Source organism: Streptomyces rectiverticillatus (genome assembly GCF_013394065.1).
GTDB classification, from domain to species: Bacteria; Actinomycetota; Actinomycetes; order Streptomycetales; family Streptomycetaceae; genus Streptomyces; species Streptomyces rectiverticillatus.
The window spans coordinates 3,353,047-3,373,714 of sequence record NZ_CP040752.1 but is presented as its reverse complement, the minus strand read 5'-3'; the positions used below and the strand labels follow the sequence as shown (position 1 = coordinate 3,373,714).

Here is a 20,668-nt window from a genome sequence, read left to right as displayed (position 1 = left end):
CCGGTGAGCGAGAAGGCCGACCTCACGACCATTGATGTCACAGCCGTCCTCGACCGCGCCGCCGCCGGTGGCCGCATCACTCCCGAGGAGGCGCTGGAGCTCTACCGCTCCGCGCCGCTGCATGCGCTGGGCGCGGCGGCCGACGCGGCCCGCCGCAAGCGCTACGCGGGTACCGAGCACATCGCGACGTACATCATCGAGCGCAACATCAACTACACGAACTCGTGCGTCACCGCGTGCAAGTTCTGCGCCTTCTACGCCCCGCCGAAGAGCGACAAGGTCTGGACGCGCCCCCTCGACGACATCCTGCGCCGCTGCGCGGAGACCGTGGAGCTCGGCGGCACACAGATCATGTTCCAGGGCGGCCACCACCCGGACTACGGCGTGGAGTACTACGAGGAGCACTTCTCCGCCATCAAGAAGGAGTTCCCGCAGCTGGTGATCCACTCCCTCGGCGCGTCCGAGGTGGAGCACATGGCGCGGATCTCCGGGGTGAGTGCGGAGGAGGCCATCCGCCGCATCCACGCCGCCGGCCTGGACTCCTTCGCGGGCGCCGGCGCCGAACTCCTGCCCGCCCGGCCCCGCAAGGCCATCGCGCCGCTGAAGGAGTCCGGCGAGCGCTGGCTGGAGATCATGGAGCTCGCCCACACCCTGGGCGTCGAGTCGACCTCCACCATGCTGATGGGCACCGGCGAGACCAACGCCGAGCGGATCGAGCACATCCGGATGATCCGTGACGTGCAGGACCGCACGGGCGGCTTCCGCGCCTTCATCCCGTACACCTACCAGCCGCAGAACAACGTGCTGAAGGGCCGTACGCAGGCGACCGTCTTCGAGTACCTGCGGATGATCGCCATCGCGCGGCTGTTCCTCGACAACGTCGCCCACATCCAGGGCTCCTGGCTGACCGTCGGCAAGGAGGCGGGCCAGCTCTCGCTGCACTACGGCGCGGACGACCTGGGCTCGGTGATGCTGGAGGAGAACGTCGTCTCCTCGGCGGGCGCCAAGCACCGCTCCAACCGCATGGAGCTCATCGACCTCATCCGCAAGGCGGGCCGCGTCCCGGCGCAGCGCGCCACCACGTACGAGCACCTGCTCGTGCACGACGACCCGGCGAACGACCCGGTCGACGACCGCGTCGTCTCGCACCTGTCGTCGACGGCGATCGAGGGCGGCACGGCCCACCCCGAGCTGAAGCTCATCGACGCGAGCTGACGCCCGAGCCGTGCTGACGATCCACACCGCCGGCCTGCTGCTGACCGCCGCCCCCGGCGCCGCTGCGGTGCCCGGCGGCGCCGTGGCGGTGGACGGCGACAGGATCGCGGCGGCCGGCCCGTACGAGGACGTGGCCGCGGCCTGCCCGGGCGCGCGCGTGCGGCGCTGGCCCGGCGTGCTGACGCCCGGTCTGCGCCAGTGGCACGCGGCGTGGCTGCTGGGGAACGCCTATTTCCCGGATCCGCGCGAGTACGACGAGCTGGGGGACCGCCCGCTCACCGGCGAGCGGGCGGCGGCGCTGGAGATGACCGAGACCCGCCGGGCGGGCAGCGTCCGGCGGGGGCTGCAGCAGATGCTGCGGCACGGCACCACGGCGGTGGCCGCGCCGGGCGGCTTCACGGACCCGGTGGTGGCGACGGCGGTCGCCCGGTCGGGGATGAGGGTCGTACCGGCGCGCCTCGCGCCGGGGATCCTGACCGACGCTCCGGACCTCGATCCCCTGCGCGAGGGCCGCGACCTGCCCGGCTCCGTCGAGGCTCCTCTGGCCGTGGGCGGTCCGGCGGACCTCGCCGTATTCGATGTGCCGGACGAGGCGGCGCTCCTGGCTGCGGGCGCGGGGACGTGCGTGGCGACGGTGCTGGGCGGCCGGCTGGTGTACCGGGGGCGCTGAGCGGGGGCCGTGCCCCCCCTCGCAGGCCGGGCGCCGCACACCGGCGTCAACGAGCCGTATGGAGGGCGTCCGCGCACGTCAGGGGCCCGTCAAGGCGGAAGGCCCTGGTCCGTTCCGCGAGGCAGGATGGGCAGCGCGGGGACGGCCGCTACGGACGTCCCGCGGTGCCACTGTGGAGGGCCCTGGCAACGGTTCGTCATGCCGGGCCGCAAGGGCGCGCAACGCCGGGCGGGGGGTCCGGCGGTCCCGGGGAGCGGGGGCTCCCGGGACGGGCGCAGTCGGCACCGCAGGACGGCCGGTCCTTCCCGGGCGCGCCGTCCCCGTCCAACCCTCTGCGTCTCCTCCCGCCCCGGGGGTGAACAATGGGGACGTGACCCGAGCATCCCTGGACAAGCAGCCGCACGAAGTCGCCGCGATGTTCGACGACGTGGCGGCCAAATACGACCTCACCAACGACGTGCTCTCGCTCGGCCAGGCCCGGCTGTGGCGCAAGGCCGTCGCCGGGGCCGTCGACGCCCGTCCGGGGGAGAAGGTGCTGGACCTCGCGGCCGGGACGGGCACCTCCTCGCTGCCGTTCACCATGGCCGGCGCCTACGTCGTGCCGTGTGACTTCTCGGTCGGCATGCTGCGCGAGGGCAAGAAGCGCAACCCGTGGATGCCGCTGACCGCGGGCGACGCCACCCGGCTGCCCTTCGCGGACGGGGTGTTCGACGCGGTCACGATCTCCTTCGGGCTGCGCAACGTGCAGGACACCGGTGCCGCGCTGCGCGAGATGCTGCGCGTGACCCGGCCGGGCGGGCGCGTGGTGATCTGCGAGTTCTCCACGCCCACGTGGGCGCCCTTCCGCACGGTCTACAGCGAGTACCTGATGCGGGCCCTGCCGCCGGTCGCGCGGGCCGTCAGCAGCAGCCCCGACGCGTACGTCTACCTCGCCGAGTCGATCCGCGCCTGGCCCGCCCAGCCGGAGCTCGCCGCGCTGCTGCAGGAGGCGGGCTGGTCGAAGGTCGCGTGGCGCAACCTTACGGGCGGCGTCGTCGCCCTGCACCGGGGCACGAAGCGTCCGGAGTGACGCGTCACGGACGGGCCGGGGCCGGGTCCGGGGCCGCGGGCTGACGGTTTGTCATGGGCAGGGCGCCCCGAGTCGATACGATCAAGCCACCCCCGCCCTCCGAATGACCCGCCCGAGCTCCGGAGCGCTCCATGACCTTGCCCTGCTGCCCCGCCTGCGGTTCCACGCTCCCCGCGGAAGCGCGCTTCTGCATGAAGTGCGGACGGGAACGACCGCAGGAGAGGCAACCGGCGGCGGCGCCGGACGGGACGGAGCCCCTGCCGATTCCGGCTGAGCGGGCCGTGGCGCCGGTTCCGGCCGAGTCGGCCGTGGCGCGGATACCGGCCGAGCGGGCCGCGGAGCCCATACCGGCCGGGTCGGCCGCCCCGCCGATACCGGGCCCGCCGGCCGCGCCGCCTGCGCCGGGTGCGACCCCGGCTTCGGCGGTGCCCGCCCCTGCGGCCCCGAGCACCGCCGCGGCTCCTGCGGCGCCGGCTTCTGGGGCCCCGGCTCCTGCGACCTCCGCTCCCGGGGCCCCGGTTCCCGCGCCCCCGGCGGCGCCTGCTCCCGCGGGCTCTCCCCCCGCAACCACCCCGCCTCCCGGGGCCCCTGCCCCCGTAACCCCGGCTTCGGCAGCCCCGGCCCCCGCGGCCGTGCCCCCCGTTCTCCCGCCACCCCCCGCGCCCTGGGCCGTGCCCGCTACAGCCGGTGCGGCCGCGCCTGCCGCCGGACCGGCGCCGACACCGGCCGGGATGGCCCCCGGCACCGTGCCGGGCCACCCCGCCCCGCCCTTTCCGCCCGCGCCGGAGGCGAACCCGCTGGCCGTTATCGGGCCCACCCCCGAGTTCTTCGTGCTCCCCAAGGCCCGCCGCAGGCTCAACCCCGGCTGGGTGGCCGCCGCGGTGGCCGTCGTGGTGATCGGCGGGGCCGTGGGTGGCGGGATTCTGCTGGCGAAGGGTAAGGACGACGGCAAGAGGGACGCCGCCCGCATCGAGGACACCGGATCCGTGGAGCCGGCGCCGCCCACGGCGGCACCGAGCAGCCCGCCCTCGCCGTCGCCGTCCGCCTCGGCCTCCGCGTCGCCCTCGGCCTCCGCGTCGGCGTCCCCGTCCGCCTCCGAGTCCGCCTCGGCCTCGCCGTCGCCGTCCGGGTCCGCCTCGTCGTCGGCGCCCGCGGCAGGCGGCTCCGCGCCCGCGGGGTACGAGAACGTGTCCGCCCCGCAGGGGTTCTCCCTCGCGGTGCCCCAGGGCTGGCGCCGGGAGGACAAGGGGAGCGGCCAGATCGACTACGCGGGCCGCACCGGCAGCGAGTACCTGCGCATCGGCATCGTGCACGGCACCAAGCAGTCCGCCTACGACCACTTCCAGGACCTGGAGAAGGGCGTGGCTCAGCTGAACGGCTACAAGCGGGTCAAGATGACGCGGAACACCTTCCAGGGCCGCCCGGGCGCCCTGTGGGAGTGGACCTGGGTCGACAAGTCCTCGGGCGGCACCATGCACGGCTACAACCAGGCGTACGTGGACGGTTCGGGCACGGAGTACGCCATCATGTTCCGCGGCCGGGACGGCGGCGGGGACGCGTACCGCAAGCCCTTCGACACGGCCCTCGGCTCCTGGCGGGCCGGGTAGCCGGGCGCGCTCCGGCGCCCCCCCCCGAACGGCCGGGCGGCCCCCGCCCGGCCCCGCTCGGGCGGCTCATAGACTCGGGTGACCAGTCCTCAGCCGAACGGGAGAGCCGACCGTGACCGATACCGAACACTCCGCGGATGTGATCGTCGTCGGGGCCGGCCCGTCCGGGTCGACCACCGCGTACTACCTCGCCAAGGCCGGACTGGACGTCCTCCTGCTGGAGAAGACGGCGTTCCCGCGTGAGAAGGTGTGCGGCGACGGGCTGACCCCCCGTGCCACCAAGCAGCTCGTGGCGATGGGCATCGACATCTCCGAAGAGGCCGGCTGGCTGCGCAACAAGGGCCTGCGCATCATCGGCGGCGGCGTCCGGCTGCAGCTCGACTGGCCGGATCTCGCCTCCTTCCCGGACTACGGACTGGTCCGCAAGCGCGACGACTTCGACGAGCAGCTGGCCCGCAACGCGGTGAAGGCCGGCGCCCGGATGTACGAGCGCTGCAACGTCGGCGCGCCCGTCATCGACGACCGCACGGGCCGGATCGTGGGCGTCGAGGCGAAGCTGGGCGAGGAGAAGACCCCGGTCACCTTCCGCGCCCCGCTCGTCGTCGCGGCCGACGGCAACTCCTCCCGGCTGTCGCTGGGCATGGGCCTGCACCGCCGCGAGGACCGCCCCATGGGCGTGGCCGTGCGCACGTACTTCACCTCCCCGCGCCACGAGGACGACTACCTGGAGTCCTGGCTGGAGCTGTGGGACCGCCGCGGCCCGCAGGACCGGCTGCTGCCCGGCTACGGCTGGATCTTCGGCATGGGCGACGGCACGAGCAACGTCGGTCTCGGCGTGCTCAACACCTCCGAGTCCTTCAAGGAGCTGGACTGGCGCGAGGTCCTCAAGGCCTGGTGCGCCTCGATGCCCGAGGACTGGGGCTACACCCCGGAGAACATGACGGGCCCCATCCGCGGCGCCGCCCTGCCCATGGCCTTCAACCGCCAGCCGCACTACACGCGCGGCCTGCTGCTCGTCGGCGACGCGGGCGGGCTGGTGAACCCGTTCAACGGCGAGGGCATCGCGTACGCCATGGAGTCCGGGCAGATCGCCGCGGACGTCATCGTCCAGGCCCACGCGCGCGCTTCGTACGCCCAGCGCGAGCTGGCCCTGCAGCGCTACCCGAAGGTCCTCAAGGACACCTACGGCGGTTACTACACGCTCGGCCGGGCCTTCGTGAAGCTCATCGGCAACCCGAAGGTGATGAAGATCGGCGCCCAGCACGGCCTGACGCACCCGCTGCTGATGAAGTTCACGCTGAAGATGCTGGCGAACCTGACGGACCCGACGGGCGGGGACGCGATGGACCGCATCATCAACGGCCTGAGCAAGGTTGCCCCGAAGGCGTAACCCGCGGTGCCGTGAAGGGGTTTCACCCCTTCGTGTGACAGTTGTGCCGTTTGGCGGCGCGCCGTTCAGGAAGACATCCGGATGAGTCCGGCGTACCGGACTTGTTGGGTCAGTCTTCGTGAAGGAGCGTTCCCATGACGTACGACACGAACAGACATACCATCCGCCCGGCGCTCCGCCGGGCGGCCCGGGCCGTCGCTCTCGCGGCGGCCCTCTTCCTGCCCGCCGCGGTGCTCGCCGCCCCGGCGCAGGCCGCCTCGTCCTGCACGGTCAACGGCGTGCCGGTGACGAGCACGGTCATCCGGGGCACGGAAGCCGCCGACACCATCGAGTGCTCTTCCGGCGTCGCGGCCGACACGCTCGTCGAGGCCCTCGGGGGCGATGACACGATCACGCTCGCCGGCATCGTCGCGGGCAGGGTCCGCGGCGGCGACGGAGCAGACCGCAGCACCCTCACCAGCGGCGAGCTGACCGGCGACCTCGACGGGCAGATGGGCCGGGACGTCTTCGAGGTCAGAGGGCCGGTCAAGGGCAACATCCGCGGCGGCCAGGACGACGACGACATCCACCTGTACGGGAACGCCCCGGTGGGCCCGGCGGCCGACGTCCGCGGCGCCAAGGGGGCGGACAAGATCACCCTCGACGTCGGCGCCGACGTCGACGGCCTGGTCGAGGGCAACGACGAGCGCGACGAGATTCGTGTGCTCGGGACCGTGAACCCCTCCGGGAAGGTCCACGGGAACGCCGGCCCCGACTTCATCCGCGTCCACATCAACCGGGGCATCGTCGACCCCCGCCCCGGCCCGGGCGACGACTGCATGGTGGACGTGGGCAACCCCTGCGTGCCGGAGTCCTGATGTGAGCCCTCCGGGGCCCTCCGCCCTCACACCACCCCGTTGAGCAGTGCCTGTCCCAGCGGGGTGAGCGTGTGGTGCACGGAGGAACCCGTGCGGGTGGTGCTGAGCAGGCCCGCCTCCCGCAGCACGGTCGCGTGCTCGCTCGCCGAGGCCGGGGAGATACCGGTGCGGCGGGCGAGCTGAGCGGTGCTGCCGCCCTCGGCCGCCGCGTCCAGCACGCGCGCGCGGGTGCGCCCGAGCAGCGCGGTCAGCCGCCCGAGTCCGCCCGGGGCGGCGGGGCGGGAGAGCACCGCCTGGTAGGCGGACAGGTCGAGCGCGACGGGGTAGCACAGGTCGATCGGCGCCTCGTCGTCCGCGCTGTGGGCGCGCGCCGTGGGGTGCGGCCAGAAGAACGAGGGCGTGAGCGTCAGGCCGCGGCCCGCCAGGTGCACGTCGTGGAAGTCCCGGTGGAAGCCCTCGTTGTGCATGCAGGGCACGTGCAGCACGGGTGACTCCCAGCGCACGGTGGGGTGCAGGGTGGCGAGCAGGTGCTCGACGCCCTGTTCCGCGGCGGTGCGGATACGGCGCGTGCGGTCGGCCTGTACGCAGGCGGTGACCTGTGACCAGTACGGCGCGAGGGCCGTCTCCCAGTACGAGCGGAAGGCCTGGTCGACGGTGCGGGCGGCCGGGCGGTCGGCGGTGTGCAGGTCGCCGAACCACCGTGGCACGGGGCGGTGGTCCAGCGCGCACTCCAGCTCGGCCGTCCAGACCTTCCGCGGCAGGGACCACACCGACTCCAGGCTCTCCGCCAGCGAGCAGGCCCCGTCCTCGGCGTGCAGGAACGCCTCGGGGAGGTACTCGCCCATGTTGGCCGGGGCGAGCTCCAGCAGGGGCCGCATGGCGGGGCTCAGGCCGCGCTGGGTGCGGTGCCGCCAGCCGTCCAGGGCGATCCCGCCCATCCACCGGTTCTGCAGCACGGGCAGGCTCAGCGCCGCCTCCGCCAGCGGATCGGGGCCGGGCGCGAGGCGCACCCTGCCGAGATCTTCGGGGCCGAAGTGGATGCGTAGCACGGTGACCGAAGGTAGCGCCCCGGCGGTATCGGCCAACTGTCCAGATCTGGACAACTTTACGGGGAGCCCGGATTCGGTTTCCGCCGAAGGGCTTTGTCCCCGCGGTGACGGTGCTTGCAGACTTCACAAACCGGGACGGGCGCTTCTCATGCGGCTCGGAGCGCCCGCCCCGGTGTCGGGGGAGGCACGGACGTCCTGAGGGCGACGGGGGGTCGCAGGGTGTCCGTGCGGGCAGGCCGCGCCGCGGGCCGTGCGGGGGACATGGCCGCCGGCGGGCATGCCGAAGGGCCGCCGTCCCGAGCGGTGGGACGGCGGCCCTTCGCAAGGTGTGCGAGCCGCTGGGCGGTCCGGCGTCAGAGGACGCGGACGGCACCCGTGGGCGGGGAGTAGCTCATGTCGCGCTCGACGATGCCCGTGCTCGGGTTCTGCGCGCCGATGAACTTGCCGCCGCCGATGTAGACGGCCACGTGGTACGCGCTGCCCGCGGAGCCCCAGTAGAGGATGTCGCCGACCTGCAGGTTCGAGGTCGACACCTGGGTGCCGGCCGTCGACTGGTCCTGCGAGACGCGCGGCAGGTCGATGCCGATCTGGCTGTAGGCGGCCATGACCAGGCCGGAGCAGTCGTAGGAGGACGGGCCGGTGGAGCCCATCACGTACGCCTTGCCGACCTGCGCCCGGAGGAAGGAGACCAGGGAGGCGGTGCTGCCGGTGGCGGTGCTGCTGCCCTTGGCGGAGGGCGAGGCGGCCGTGGCGGCGTCCTCGGAGGTCTGGGCGGCGGACTTGCTGCTCAGGCTCTGGCGCTCGGTGGCGCGGGAGGCGCGGGCCTCCTCCTTCTCGCGCTTCTCCTTGGCCGCGGCGGCCTTGCGCTCGGCCTCCGCCTTGCGCTCGGCCTCGTCGGCGGCCTTCTTGGCGGCGGCCTCGACCTTGCCGGCGGCCTCGTCCTGCTGCGCGCGGTCCTGGTAGTCGAAGGCGGTCTGCTGGGTGGCCGCCGCGCTCTGCGCGATGGACGTGGCCAGGGCCGCGTTGACCGCGGGCATTTCGACGGTCGCCTCGACGGGCTTCTCGGCGGCGGTGGCGGAACCGGCGCCGGCCACGGCCAGGGTGCTGAGGACGCCACCGGCAACACCAGTGCGGACGACCCACGACTGGGTGGCCGTACGACGGGGCTTCCGGTGGCTGGTTATGTGCGCGTTGGGGGACATGGGACAACGGACTATCAGTCCGCGCAGGTTGAGTTCAATAAAGGTGACGTGCGTCACAATTGACGTGCACGCGCCCAGAATTCGGGCATTTGATCACGGGAACATCACGGCGCCTCGCGCCCCGCCGACCCCTATCGGCCGCCTCAGCATGGGGTTTTGGCCATCGCTCATGATCGGCGATGGTCATATCACCATCACGGCTCACGTGTCGAGGCTACCCGCCAAAACCGGCCCTAGACCCGTCCGGCGCGTGGCGCAGCTCACGTCCCGCCCGCCCCGTGCGAGCTCTCGTGAACGGAGGCACCAGCCGTTGCCCGGCGCGGCCTCCGGGGCGACGCCGGATCAGTGGACGGCGCTCCTATATCAGTTGAAGGCATCGGGTGCCAATTTGTGTGCGCGCGGCATCTCTTGATAGAGCGACACCCCTCCGACCAGGCCCTGGGCGTCCGATTGTCACCTCTGGTGATCACTCGGCCGCTTCGTGTATGAAGATCGCCGCTCATCCGACTTGATGATCGTTCGTCAGGTGGTGGAGATCACAAACGCGGGTCTGTACCCCGTGTCGCAGATCACAGACCGGCGGGCATAGGATGCAATCGACCCGGGCTTGTGAACTGCCTCACATATCGGTGATCTTCGCGGTGATCTCCGGTGGTCCTCACCGTGGGCGGTGCGCCCGACCGGGTCCGGTAAGCCGGCAGTCAGCGTCGACTGGAAGGAGCGAGGAGCGGTGAACGCCTACGCGCCCATCCTCGTACTGGGAGCCCTCGGGGCAGGCTTCGCGATCTTCTCCGTGGTCATGGCCTCGCTCATCGGGCCCAAGAGGTACAACCGCGCCAAGCTCGAGGCCTACGAGTGCGGTATCGAGCCCACCCCGCAGCCCGCGGGCGGCGGGCGCTTCCCGATCAAGTACTACCTGACGGCGATGCTCTTCATCGTCTTCGACATCGAGATCGTCTTCCTCTACCCCTGGGCCGTCACCTTCGACGCCCTGGGTCTGTTCGGGCTCGTGGAGATGCTGCTCTTCGTGCTCACCGTCTTCGTCGCCTACGCCTACGTCTGGCGCCGCGGCGGCCTGGAATGGGACTAGGGGGCACCACATGGGACTCGAGGAGAAGCTGCCCAGCGGCTTCGCGCTGACCACCGTCGAGCAGGCCGCCGGCTGGGTCCGCAAGTCGTCCGTCTTCCCGGCGACCTTCGGCCTGGCCTGCTGCGCCATCGAGATGATGACCACCGGCGCCGGCCGCTACGACCTGGCCCGCTTCGGCATGGAGGTCTTCCGCGGCTCGCCCCGCCAGGCCGATCTGATGATCGTCGCCGGCCGGGTCAGCCAGAAGATGGCCCCCGTCCTGCGCCAGGTCTACGACCAGATGCCCAACCCCAAGTGGGTGATCTCCATGGGTGTCTGCGCCTCCAGCGGTGGCATGTTCAACAACTACGCGGTCGTCCAGGGCGTCGACCACATCGTGCCGGTCGACATCTATCTGCCCGGCTGCCCGCCGCGGCCCGAGATGCTCATGGACGCGATCTTGAAGCTGCACCGGAAGATCCAGGGCGAGAAGCTCGGGGTGAACCGCGAGGAGGCCGCCCGCGAGGCGGAGGAGGCGGCCCTCAAAGCCCTGCCGTTGATCGAGATGAAGGGGCTGCTGCGGTGAGCGACGCCAACGCCAACGGCGTGAACCCCGACAAGGACCTCCAGGCCCAGAACCTCCCCGGCCAGCGCCTGGACCACGGCGAGGCCATCCGCGTCCAGCGCGGCATGTTCGGCGCCCGCAACGGCGGCGACACCACCGGCTACGGCGGCCTGGTGCGGACCGTACAGCTGCCCGGCGAGGCCACCCGCCCCTACGGCGGATACTTCGACGAGGTGGCGGACGAGTTCGAGGGCGCCCTGGAGGAACAGGGCCTCCTCCCGGCGAACGTGATCGAGAAGACCGTCGTCGACCGCGGCGAGCTCACGTTCCACATCGCCCGCGAGCACCTTCCCCGTGCCGCCCGCACCCTCCGCGACGACCCCGCGCTCCGCTTCGAGCTGTGCACGGGCGTGAGCGGAGTGCACTTCCCAGGCGCCGCGTCCGATCAGACCGCGTCCGATCAGAACGTGGGCCGCGAGCTGCACGCCGTCTACCACCTGCGCTCGATCACCCACAACCGGCTGATCCGGCTGGAGGTGAGCGCCCCCGACGCCGACCCGCACATCCCGTCGATCGTCGACGTCTACCCCACCAACGACTGGCACGAGCGCGAGACGTACGACTTCTTCGGCATCGTCTTCGACGGCCACCCCGCGCTCACGCGGATCATGATGCCGGACGACTGGCAGGGCTTCCCGCAGCGCAAGGACTACCCCCTCGGCGGCATTCCCGTCGAGTACAAGGGCGCCCGGATCCCGGCTCCGGACGAGCGGAGGTCGTACAGCTGATGAGTGCATCACAAGCAAGCCCGCGCGAGACGACGGAAGGCACCGTCTACACCGTCACCGGCGGCGACTGGGACGAACTCGCGGCCACCGCCCAGCAGGCCGACGACGAGCGCATCATCGTCAACATGGGTCCGCAGCACCCCTCCACCCACGGGGTGCTCCGGCTGATCCTGGAGATCGACGGCGAGACCGTCAAAGAGGCCCGCTGCGGCATCGGCTATCTGCACACCGGCATCGAGAAGAACCTCGAATACCGGACCTGGACCCAGGGCACCACCTTCGTCACGCGCATGGATTACCTGACGCCGTTCTTCAACGAGACGGCGTACTGCCTCGGCGTGGAGAAGCTCCTGGGCATCGAGGACCAGATCCCCGACCGCGCCACGGTCATCCGCGTGCTCCTGATGGAGCTGAACCGAATCTCCTCGCACCTGGTGTGCATCGCCACCGGCGGCATGGAGCTCGGCGCCACCACGATCATGATCTACGGCTTCCGGGACCGCGAGCTCGTCCTCGACGTCTACGAGCTGATCACCGGCCTGCGCATGAACCACGCCTACGTCCGCCCCGGCGGCCTCGCGCAGGACCTGCCGCCCGGCGCCGTGGACCAGGTGCGCGAGTTCGTGAAGAAGATGCGCAAGAACCTGCCGGAGTACGACAAGCTCGCCACCGGCAACCCCATCTTCAAGGGCCGCCTGCAGGGCGTCGGCCACCTCGACCTCGCCGGCTGCATGGCCCTCGGCGCTACCGGCCCCATCCTGCGCGCCACCGGCCTGCCGCACGACCTGCGCAAGTCCCAGCCCTACTGCGGCTACGACACCTACGACTTCGAGGTGCCGACCGCCGACACCTGCGACTCCTACGGGCGCTTCCTGATCCGCCTGGAGGAGATGCACCAGTCCCTGCGGATCATCGAGCAGTGCCTGGACCGGCTGGCCCCCGGCCCGGTCATGGTCGCGGACAAGAAGATCGCCTGGCCCGCCCAGCTGGCCCTGGGCCCCGACGGCCTCGGCAACTCCCTCGACCACATCAAGAAGATCATGGGCACCTCCATGGAGGCCCTGATCCACCACTTCAAGCTGGTGACGGAGGGCTTCCGGGTCCCGCCCGGACAGGTGTACGCCGCGGTCGAGTCGCCCAAGGGCGAGCTGGGCGTCCACGTCGTCAGCGACGGCGGCACCCGCCCCTACCGCGTCCACTTCCGCGACCCGTCCTTCACCAACCTGCAGTCCATGGCGGCGATGTGCGAGGGCGGCCAGGTGGCCGACGTGATCGTCGCGGTGGCGTCCATCGATCCCGTGATGGGAGGCGTCGACCGGTGACTCATGACGTACAGCTCGGGATGCCTCGGCTTCCCGCGCCCGACTATCCCGCCGACGTACGGGAGCGGCTCGCGGCCGACGCCCAGGAGGTGATCGACCGCTACCCCGACAGCCGCAGCGCCCTGCTGCCGCTGCTGCACCTCGTGCAGGCCGAAGAGGGCCACGTCACCCGCACCGGCCTGCAGTTCTGCGCCGAGGTGCTCGGCCTGACCACCGCCGAGGTCACCGCGGTCGCCACCTTCTACACCATGTACCGGCGCGAGCCCGGCGGCGAGTACCAGGTGGGGGTGTGCACCAACACCCTGTGCGCCGTCATGGGCGGCGACGCCATCTTCGAGGGCCTGCGCCGCCACCTCGGCATCGGCAACGGCGACACCACCCCCGACGGCAAGATCACCCTCGAGCACGTCGAGTGCAACGCCGCCTGCGACTTCGCGCCCGTCGTGATGGTCAACTGGGAGTTCTTCGACAACCAGACGGTCGAGAGCGCCAAGGCCCTCGTGGACGACCTGCGCGCCGGCCGCGGCGCCGAGCCGACCCGCGGCGCCCCGCTGTGCACCTTCCGGGAGACCTCCCGGATCCTCGCCGGCTTCCCCGACCCCCGCCCGGACGCGGTCGAGGCGAGCGGCGGCGCGGGCCCGGCCTCCCTGGCGGGGCTCCGGCTGGCCAAGGGCGAGAGCACCGGCCCGGCCCGGGTGGGCCCGCCCCGCGGCGCCCCGCCCTCCACCGGGCACCAGCAGCACCCCGGCGAGCACCTCAGCTCCCACGACGCGCCGCAGCAGACATCCGCCTCGGACCCCGACCACCCCGCCGGGCCCGTCACCGAGGAGGGGGAGGGATGACCATGGCACCAGCAATGGGGGAGACGAGCCCGGAAAAGCTGCTCGCTCCCGTGCTGAGCGCCTTCTGGGACGAGCCGCGCTCCTGGACGCTGGAGACCTACCTGCGCCACGACGGCTACCAGGGCGCGCGCAAGGCGCTCGCGATGGCCCCCGACGACGTCATCGGCTACGTCAAGGACTCGGGCCTGCGCGGCCGCGGCGGCGCAGGCTTCCCCACCGGGATGAAGTGGCAGTTCATCCCGCAGGGCGACGGCAAGCCGCACTACCTCGTGGTCAACGCGGACGAATCCGAGCCCGGGGCCTGCAAGGACATCCCGCTGCTCTTCGCCGCCCCGCACACCCTCATCGAGGGCATCGTGATCGCCTGCCACGCGATCCGCTCCGAGCGGGCCTTCATCTATCTGCGCGGAGAGGTCGTGCCGGTGCTGCGCCGGCTGCACGAGGCCGTGCGCGAGGCCTACGCCGCGGGCTACCTCGGCAAGAACGTCCTCGGCTCCGGGATGGACCTGGAGCTGACCGTGCACGCGGGCGCGGGCGCGTACATCTGCGGCGAGGAGACCGCCCTCCTCGACTCCCTGGAGGGGCGCCGCGGCCAGCCCCGGCTCCGGCCGCCCTTCCCGGCCGTCGCGGGCCTCTACGCCTGCCCCACCGTGGTGAACAACGTCGAGTCCATCGCGTCGGTTCCCGCGATCCTCAACAAGGGCAAGGAGTGGTTCCGTTCGATGGGCACCGACAAGTGCCCCGGATTCACGCTCTATTCGCTCTCGGGCCACGTCGCGAACCCCGGCCAGTACGAAGGGCCCATGGGTATCACCCTGCGCCAGCTGTTCGACATGAGCGGCGGCATGCGCCCCGGCCACCGGCTGAAGTTCTGGACGCCGGGCGGCTCCTCCAGCCCCATGTTCACCGCCGAACACCTCGACGTGCCGCTGGACTTCGACAGCGTGGGTGCCGCCGGCTCCCTGCTGGGCACCAAGTCGCTGCAGTGCTTCGACGAGACGACGTGCGTGGTGCGCGCGGTCACCCGCTGGACGGAGTTCTACGCGCACGAGTCGTGCGGCAAGTGCACCCCCTGCCGCGAGGGCACCTACTGGCTGGTCCAGCTGCTGCGTGACATCGAGGCCGGCAAGGGCCGCAAGTCCGACCTCGACAAGCTCGCCGACATCTCCGACAACATCAACGGCAAGTCCTTCTGCGCCCTCGGCGACGGCGCCGCGGCGCCCATCCTCTCCTCGCTGCAGCACTTCCGCGCGGAGTACGAGCAGCACATCACGGGCCGCGGCTGCCCCTTCGACCCGTCGAAGTCGACCCTGTGGGCCGACGGCCCGCAGAACTCCCACCTGGAGGTGAACGCGTGACGGTCACGACGTCTGCCCCCTCCGGAGGAGGGGGCGCGGAGCCGCCGCCGGAGGACCTCGTCTCCCTCACGATCGACGGCGCGGCGATCTCCGTCCCCAAGGGGACGCTGGTCATCCGTGCCGCGGAGCTGCTGGGCATCGAGATCCCCCGCTTCTGCGACCACCCGCTGCTCGACCCCGCGGGGGCCTGCCGGCAGTGCATCGTGGAGGTCGAGGGCCAGCGCAAGCCGATGGCCTCCTGCACCATCACGTGCACGGACGGCATGGTCGTCAGGACGCAGCTGACCTCGCCCGTGGCCGAGAAGGCACAGCGCGGCGTGATGGAGCTGCTGCTGATCAACCACCCGCTGGACTGCCCCGTCTGCGACAAGGGCGGCGAGTGCCCCCTGCAGAACCAGGCGATGACGGCGGGGCAGGCCGACACCCGCTTCGAGGGCCGCAAGCGCACCTTCGAGAAGCCGGTGCCTATCTCCCCGCAGGTGCTGCTGGACCGCGAGCGGTGCGTGCTGTGCGCGCGCTGCACCCGCTTCTCCCAGCAGATCGCGGGCGACCCCATGATCGAGCTGCTGGAGCGCGGGGCGCTGCAGCAGGTCGGCACCGGCGAGGGCGCGCCCTTCGAGTCGTACTTCTCCGGCAACACCATCCAGATCTGCCCGGTGGGCGCGCTCACCTCGGCGGCGTACCGCTTCCGCTCGCGCCCCTTCGACCTGGTGTCGTCGCCGTCGGTGTGCGAGCACTGCGCGGGCGGCTGCGCGCTGCGGACGGACCACCGGCGCGGCAAGGTGATGCGCCGCCTCGCCGCCGACGACCCCGAGGTCAACGAGGAGTGGGTGTGCGACAAGGGCCGCTTCGCGTTCCGCTACGCGCAGCGGCCGGAGCGCTTCACCCACCCGCTCGTGCGGAACGCGGAAGGCGTCCTGGAACCGGCGAGCTGGCCGGAGGCCCTGGAGGCCGCGGGGCGCGGGCTGGCAGCTGCGCGCGGCAGGGCGGGCGTCCTGACCGGCGGCCGGCTGACGGTCGAGGACGCGTACGCGTACGCCAAGTTCGCGCGGGTGGCGCTCGACACGCACGACGTCGACTTCCGGGCCCGGGTGCACAGCGGTGAGGAGGCCGATTTCCTGGCCGCCCGCGTCGCGGGCCGTGGCCGGGATCTCGACGGCAGTGGGGTGACGTATGCGGCGCTGGAGAAGGCGCCCGCGGTCCTGCTGGTGGGCTTCGAGGCCGAGGAGGAGGCGCCCGGCGTCTTCCTGCGGCTGCGCAAGGCCTGGCGCAAGCACGGGCAGCGCGTCTTCGCGCTCGCCACGCACGCCAGCCGCGGCCTGGAGAAGGCCGGTGGCACGCTGCTGCCCGCCGCGCCCGGCACCGAGACCGAGTGGCTGCGGGCGCTGGCCGACGCTGCCGCCCCGGACGCCCCGGGGCGGGCCGCGGCCGACGCTCTGCGCGCCGACGGGGCCGTGATCGTCGTCGGCGAGCGGCTGGCGGGCGTGCCCGGCGCGCTGACGGCCGCCGTCGCGGCCGCCGCGACGACCGGGGCGCAGCTGGTGTGGATCCCGCGCCGGGCGGGGGAGCGGGGCGCGATCGAGGCGGGGGCCCTGCCGGGGCTGCTGCCCGGCGGCCGCCCGGCCACCGACCCGCGGGCGCGTGAGGAGACCGCGGCCGCCTGGGGCGTGTCCGACCTGCCGCGCAGCCCCGGCCGGGACACCGGCCAGATCGTGGAGGCGGCGGCCAGGGGCGAGCTGGGCGCCCTGCTGGTGGGCGGCGTCGAGGTCGCGGACCTGCCCGATCCGGCACGCGCGCGTGAAGCGCTCGATGCCGTCGGCTTCCTGGTCAGCCTGGAGCAGCGGCCCGGCGAGGTGTCGGACCGGGCGGACGTCGTCCTGCCGGTGGCGGCCGTGGCGGAGAAGGCGGGCACGTTCCTCAACTGGGAGGGCCGGGCCCGCCCGTTCGAGGTCGCGATCAAGCCCGATCAGCTGCCGCGCCGCCACGTGCCGGCGGACGCCCGCGTGCTGCACATGCTGGCGGACGCCATGGGTATCGGGCTCGGCCTGCCGGACGTCGACGCCGTTCGCGCGGAGCTGCGCCGCCTCGGCCCCTGGGACGGGGCGCACGCCGCGGACCCGGTGGAGGCCGCCCGGCCGCTGCCGCTGCCGCAGCCGGCCGCCGGAGAGGCGGTGCTCGCGGGCCACCGGATGCTGCTGGACCAGGGCCGTCTGCAGGACGGTGACGACGCCCTCGCCGGTACGCGGCACGCGGCGCTCGCCCGGCTGTCCGCGGCGACCGCCGTCGAGGCGGGCGTGCGCGACGGCGAGCTGCTGGCGGTGACGGGCCAGGCCGGGACGGTGCGGCTGCCGCTGCGCGTGACGGCCATGCCGGACCGCGTGGTGTGGCTGCCGCTGAACTCGGCCGGCGGCGGCGTCGCCGGGGACACCGGCGCGCGCCCCGGCGAGCTCGTACGGATCGGGGCGGATTCCGGTGAGGGCACCGGGACCGGGACACCGGAGGCGCGGTAGTGAACGCTGTGGAAGCTGTGCAGGCTCACCGACTGACCGGACTGGCCACCGAGGACCTGTCGATGTTCGGCCGGGACCCGTGGTGGCTGATCGTCGTCAAGGCGGTCTTCTGCTTCGCGTTCGTCATGCTGACGGTGCTGTTCTCGATCGTCTGGGAGCGCAAGGTCGTCGCGTGGATGCAGCTGCGCATCGGCCCCAACCGGCACGGCCCGTGGGGGATGCTGCAGTCCCTCGCGGACGGCATCAAGCTGATGCTGAAAGAGGACGTGATCGTCAAGCGGGCGGACAAGGCGGTCTATCTGCTCGCCCCGGTCGTGGCGGCCGTGCCCGCGTTCATGGCGATCGCCGTGATCCCCTTCGGCCCGGCCGGCAATGAGATCTCGGTCTTCGGGCACCGCACCACGATGCAGCTGACCGACCTGCCGATCGGCGTGCTCTACATCCTCGCCACGGCCTCGGTGGGCATCTACGGCATCGTGCTCGCGGGCTGGTCGTCCGGCTCGACGTATCCGCTGCTCGGCGGCCTGCGCTCGTGCGCGCAGATGATCTCCTACGAGATCGCGATGGGCGTCTCCTTCGCGGCCGTCTTCCTCTACTCCGGGTCGATGTCGACCTCGGCGATCGTGGAGGCCCAGCACGACCGCTGGTACGTGCTGCTGCTGCCGGTGTCCTTCCTGGTCTACATCGTGGCGATGGTGGGGGAGACCAACCGGGCCCCGTTCGACCTGCCGGAGTCCGAGGGCGACCTGGTCGGCGGCTTCAACACCGAGTACTCCTCCATCAAGTTCGCGATGTTCATGCTGGCCGAGTACGTCAACATGGTCACCGTCTCGGCGGTGGCGGTGACGCTGTTCCTGGGCGGCTGGCGGGCCCCGTACCCGGTCTCGGCGTTCTGGGAGGGCGCGAACCACGGGTGGTGGCCGCTGCTGTGGTTCGTGATCAAGCTGCAGCTGCTGCTGTTCTTCTTCATCTGGCTGCGCGGGACGCTGCCGCGGCTGCGCTACGACCAGTTCATGAAGCTGGGGTGGAAGGTCCTCATCCCGGTCTCGATGGTGTGGCTGATGCTCGTCGCCTCCGTACGGGCCCTGCGGAACGAGAACTACGACTTCCAGCAGATCGTGCTGTACGTCGGCGGCGCCGTCGTCGCGGTCCTGCTGCTGTCGTTCGTGGCGGACATCTTCCGCAAGGGCGAGCGCGGCCAGGGCGACGGAGAGGCCGCACCGGAGCGGGAGTTCGACCCGACGGGCGGCGGATACCCCGTGCCGCCGCTGCCCGGGCAGACCCTTCCGCCGGTGCCGCGCCGCAGGCCGCGCCGTGACGGAGAGCTCATTGTCAGTGGTGGGCCCGATACTGTGCGTGACGGAAAGGAGGGCTGACGGCAGTGGCTACCGAACCCGCGCGGGGCGATGATCCCCGTGACACCCCGCGCAACCCCGTGGCCGGCTTCGGCGTGACCTTCAAGGCCATGTTCAAGAAGCGGCTGACCGAGCAGTACCCGGAGTACAAGAAGCCCACGGCCCCCCGCTTCCACGGCCGCCACCAGCTCAACCGGCACCCGGACGGCCTGGAGAAGTGCATCGGCTGCGAGCTGTGCGCCTGGGCCTGCCCCGCCGACGCCATCTACGTGGAGGGCGCGGACAACAGTGACGAGGAGCGCTATTCGCCGGGCGAGCGCTACGGCCGCGTCTACCAGATCAACTACCTCCGCTGCATCCTGTGCGGCCTGTGCGTCGAGGCGTGCCCGACCCGCGCCCTCACCATGACCAACGACTACGAACTGGCCGACAGCAGCCGCGAGTCGCTCATCTATACGAAGGAGGAGCTGCTCGCGGGCCTGGAGGAGGGCATGGTCGACAGCCCGCACGCGATCTTCCCCGGCATGACCGAACAGGACTACTACCGCGGCCTGGTGACGGAGGCCGCGCCCGGCACGGTCCGCCAGGTCGCGGCCACCAAGGGCGAGAAGCCGTACGAGGAAGGGGCCGACGCGTGAACGCCTCTTCTCCGGCCGTCTCCTCCCTGGCCGCCTCGGCCGCCTCCACCACCTCGACGGGTGAGGCGGTCCAGTTCTGGATCCTGGCGGTGGTCGCCGTCCTCGGGGCGCTGGGCGCCGTCTTCATGAAGAAGGCCGTGCACAGCGCCCTCTCGCTCGCCGGCACCATGATCGTCCTGGCGGTCTTCTACCTCGCCAACGGCGCCTACTTCCTGGGCGTCGTCCAGATCGTCGTCTACACCGGCGCGATCATGATGCTGTTCCTCTTCGTCGTCATGCTCGTGGGCGTCACCGCCGCCGACTCCCTCAAGGAGACGATCAAGGGCCAGCGGTGGCTCGCCGCCCTGTGCGTGCTCGGCTTCGGCATCCTCCTCATGGCCGGCATCGCCAACGCCTCCTTGAAGGAGTTCAACGGCATCGGCCGGGCCAACGCCGGAGGCAATGTGGAGGGCATCGCCGCCCTCCTGTTCACCAAGTACGTCTTCGCGTTCGAGCTCACCGGCGCGCTGCTGATCACCGCGGCCGTCGGTGCGATGGTGCTCACCCACCGCGAGCGCACCGAGCGCGCCGCCACCCAGCGCGAGCTCGCCGATCGGCGCATCCGCGAGGGCAAGCAGATCACCCCGCTGCCCGCCCCGGGCGTCTACGCCCGGCACAACGCCGTCGACATCCCGGGCCTCCTCCCGGACGGCACCCCGTCCGACCTCACCGTCAGCCCCACCCTGCGGGCCCGCGGCCAGGTCCGTGACGTCTCGGGCGAGGCCCTGGAGGACCTGGCGGCCCTGGAACAGCGCTCGGGCGACTGGCAGGAGCGCGGCCGCAGCGAGGACGCAGGCGCGAAGGGGGCGAACAAGTGAACCCGGTCAACTACCTCTACCTGGCGGCCCTCCTGTTCACCATCGGGGCGGCCGGCGTGCTCATCCGGCGGAACGCGATCGTCATCTTCATGTGCGTCGAGCTGATGCTGAACGCCTGCAACCTGGCGTTCGTCACCTTCTCCCGGCTGCACGGCAATCTCGACGGCCAGATCATCGCCTTCTTCACGATGGTCGTGGCCGCGGCCGAGGTCGTGGTGGGCCTCGCCATCATCGTGACGATCTTCCGCTCCCGGCACTCGGCCTCGGTGGACGACGCCGGCCTGCTGAAGCTGTAAGGGGACGCT

Annotated in this window: 19 protein-coding genes and 1 pseudogene; 18 read left to right on the top strand and 2 right to left on the bottom strand. The window is 71.9% G+C overall.

Features of this window, described 5'->3' with window-relative positions:
• The first annotated feature begins 3 nt into the window (after positions 1–3).
• From mqnC to FGW37_RS14470, 7 genes and pseudogenes are all read left to right on the top strand, one after another.
• The gene (gene mqnC, locus FGW37_RS14495) at positions 4–1,215 is read left to right on the top strand and encodes a cyclic dehypoxanthinyl futalosine synthase (protein WP_058047625.1); all 1,212 of its coding nucleotides are present in this window, start codon (positions 4–6) and stop codon (positions 1,213–1,215) included.
• A gap of 10 nt (positions 1,216–1,225) precedes the next feature.
• Complete coding sequence (locus FGW37_RS14490; protein ID WP_179081436.1) at positions 1,226–1,885, top strand: imidazolonepropionase-like domain-containing protein; 660 nt, start codon at positions 1,226–1,228, stop codon at positions 1,883–1,885.
• 370 nt (positions 1,886–2,255) lie between these two features.
• Entirely contained in the window at positions 2,256–2,954 is a 699-nt protein-coding gene (locus FGW37_RS14485; RefSeq protein WP_179081435.1) for a demethylmenaquinone methyltransferase, read from the top strand.
• Positions 2,955–3,085: 131 nt separating this feature from the next.
• Positions 3,086–3,157 (top strand): annotated as a pseudogene (locus tag FGW37_RS34145) (zinc-ribbon domain-containing protein); the annotation flags it as partial.
• A gap of 528 nt (positions 3,158–3,685) precedes the next feature.
• On the top strand, positions 3,686–4,561 hold the full coding sequence (locus tag FGW37_RS14480; protein WP_179081434.1) for a hypothetical protein: 876 nt from the start codon (positions 3,686–3,688) through the stop codon (positions 4,559–4,561).
• A gap of 112 nt (positions 4,562–4,673) precedes the next feature.
• A complete protein-coding gene (locus tag FGW37_RS14475; RefSeq protein WP_179081433.1) occupies positions 4,674–5,951 on the top strand; it encodes a geranylgeranyl reductase family protein in 1,278 nt (425 codons plus the stop codon).
• A 134-nt stretch (positions 5,952–6,085) separates the two neighbouring features.
• Positions 6,086–6,808 carry a hypothetical protein gene (locus FGW37_RS14470; RefSeq protein ID WP_179081432.1) on the top strand — a complete coding sequence of 241 codons (723 nt, stop codon included), beginning with the start codon at positions 6,086–6,088 and terminating at the stop codon, positions 6,806–6,808.
• A gap of 26 nt (positions 6,809–6,834) precedes the next feature.
• Here FGW37_RS14470 and FGW37_RS14465 read toward each other — a convergent pair whose 3' ends face one another.
• On the bottom strand, positions 6,835–7,857 hold the full coding sequence (locus tag FGW37_RS14465; protein WP_179081431.1) for a winged helix-turn-helix domain-containing protein: 1,023 nt from the start codon (positions 7,855–7,857) through the stop codon (positions 6,835–6,837).
• A gap of 353 nt (positions 7,858–8,210) precedes the next feature.
• On the bottom strand, positions 8,211–9,059 hold the full coding sequence (locus tag FGW37_RS14460; protein WP_179081430.1) for a C40 family peptidase: 849 nt from the start codon (positions 9,057–9,059) through the stop codon (positions 8,211–8,213).
• Positions 9,060–9,789: 730 nt separating this feature from the next.
• On the opposite strand from FGW37_RS14460, the gene FGW37_RS14455 reads away from it, so the two are divergent.
• The 11 genes from FGW37_RS14455 to nuoK all read left to right on the top strand — a co-directional run bounded on the left by FGW37_RS14455 (position 9,790) and on the right by nuoK (position 20,659).
• Positions 9,790–10,149, top strand: a complete 360-nt coding sequence (locus tag FGW37_RS14455; protein ID WP_058047631.1) for an NADH-quinone oxidoreductase subunit A — start codon at positions 9,790–9,792, stop codon at positions 10,147–10,149.
• Between the two features lie 10 nt (positions 10,150–10,159).
• The gene (locus FGW37_RS14450) at positions 10,160–10,714 is read left to right on the top strand and encodes a NuoB/complex I 20 kDa subunit family protein (protein WP_179081429.1); all 555 of its coding nucleotides are present in this window, start codon (positions 10,160–10,162) and stop codon (positions 10,712–10,714) included.
• Complete coding sequence (locus FGW37_RS14445; RefSeq protein WP_179081428.1) at positions 10,711–11,481, top strand: NADH-quinone oxidoreductase subunit C; 771 nt, start codon at positions 10,711–10,713, stop codon at positions 11,479–11,481. The genes FGW37_RS14450 and FGW37_RS14445 overlap by 4 nt, the downstream gene beginning before the upstream one ends.
• Positions 11,481–12,803: an NADH-quinone oxidoreductase subunit D gene (locus FGW37_RS14440; RefSeq protein ID WP_179081427.1), complete on the top strand. Its 1,323-nt coding sequence runs from the start codon at positions 11,481–11,483 to the stop codon at positions 12,801–12,803. Before FGW37_RS14445 ends, FGW37_RS14440 begins: the two co-directional genes overlap by 1 nt.
• 20 nt (positions 12,804–12,823) lie before the next feature.
• Complete coding sequence (gene nuoE, locus FGW37_RS14435) at positions 12,824–13,645, top strand: NADH-quinone oxidoreductase subunit NuoE (protein ID WP_179084698.1); 822 nt, start codon at positions 12,824–12,826, stop codon at positions 13,643–13,645.
• Positions 13,642–15,003: an NADH-quinone oxidoreductase subunit NuoF gene (nuoF, locus tag FGW37_RS14430; RefSeq protein ID WP_179081426.1), complete on the top strand. Its 1,362-nt coding sequence runs from the start codon at positions 13,642–13,644 to the stop codon at positions 15,001–15,003. Before nuoE ends, nuoF begins: the two co-directional genes overlap by 4 nt.
• Positions 15,000–17,513 carry an NADH-quinone oxidoreductase subunit G gene (locus FGW37_RS14425; protein ID WP_179081425.1) on the top strand — a complete coding sequence of 838 codons (2,514 nt, stop codon included), beginning with the start codon at positions 15,000–15,002 and terminating at the stop codon, positions 17,511–17,513. The genes nuoF and FGW37_RS14425 overlap by 4 nt, the downstream gene beginning before the upstream one ends.
• A 62-nt stretch (positions 17,514–17,575) precedes the next feature.
• Positions 17,576–18,889 carry an NADH-quinone oxidoreductase subunit NuoH gene (gene nuoH / locus FGW37_RS14420; RefSeq protein WP_179084697.1) on the top strand — a complete coding sequence of 438 codons (1,314 nt, stop codon included), beginning with the start codon at positions 17,576–17,578 and terminating at the stop codon, positions 18,887–18,889.
• A gap of 89 nt (positions 18,890–18,978) precedes the next feature.
• On the top strand, positions 18,979–19,506 hold the full coding sequence (gene nuoI, locus FGW37_RS14415; protein ID WP_246430790.1) for an NADH-quinone oxidoreductase subunit NuoI: 528 nt from the start codon (positions 18,979–18,981) through the stop codon (positions 19,504–19,506).
• Entirely contained in the window at positions 19,503–20,363 is an 861-nt protein-coding gene (locus FGW37_RS14410; protein ID WP_246430390.1) for an NADH-quinone oxidoreductase subunit J, read from the top strand. Before nuoI ends, FGW37_RS14410 begins: the two co-directional genes overlap by 4 nt.
• Positions 20,360–20,659, top strand: coding sequence for an NADH-quinone oxidoreductase subunit NuoK (gene nuoK / locus FGW37_RS14405; RefSeq protein ID WP_058047640.1), 300 nt, complete (start codon positions 20,360–20,362; stop codon positions 20,657–20,659). The genes FGW37_RS14410 and nuoK overlap by 4 nt, the downstream gene beginning before the upstream one ends.
• Positions 20,660–20,668: the final 9 nt, after the last annotated feature.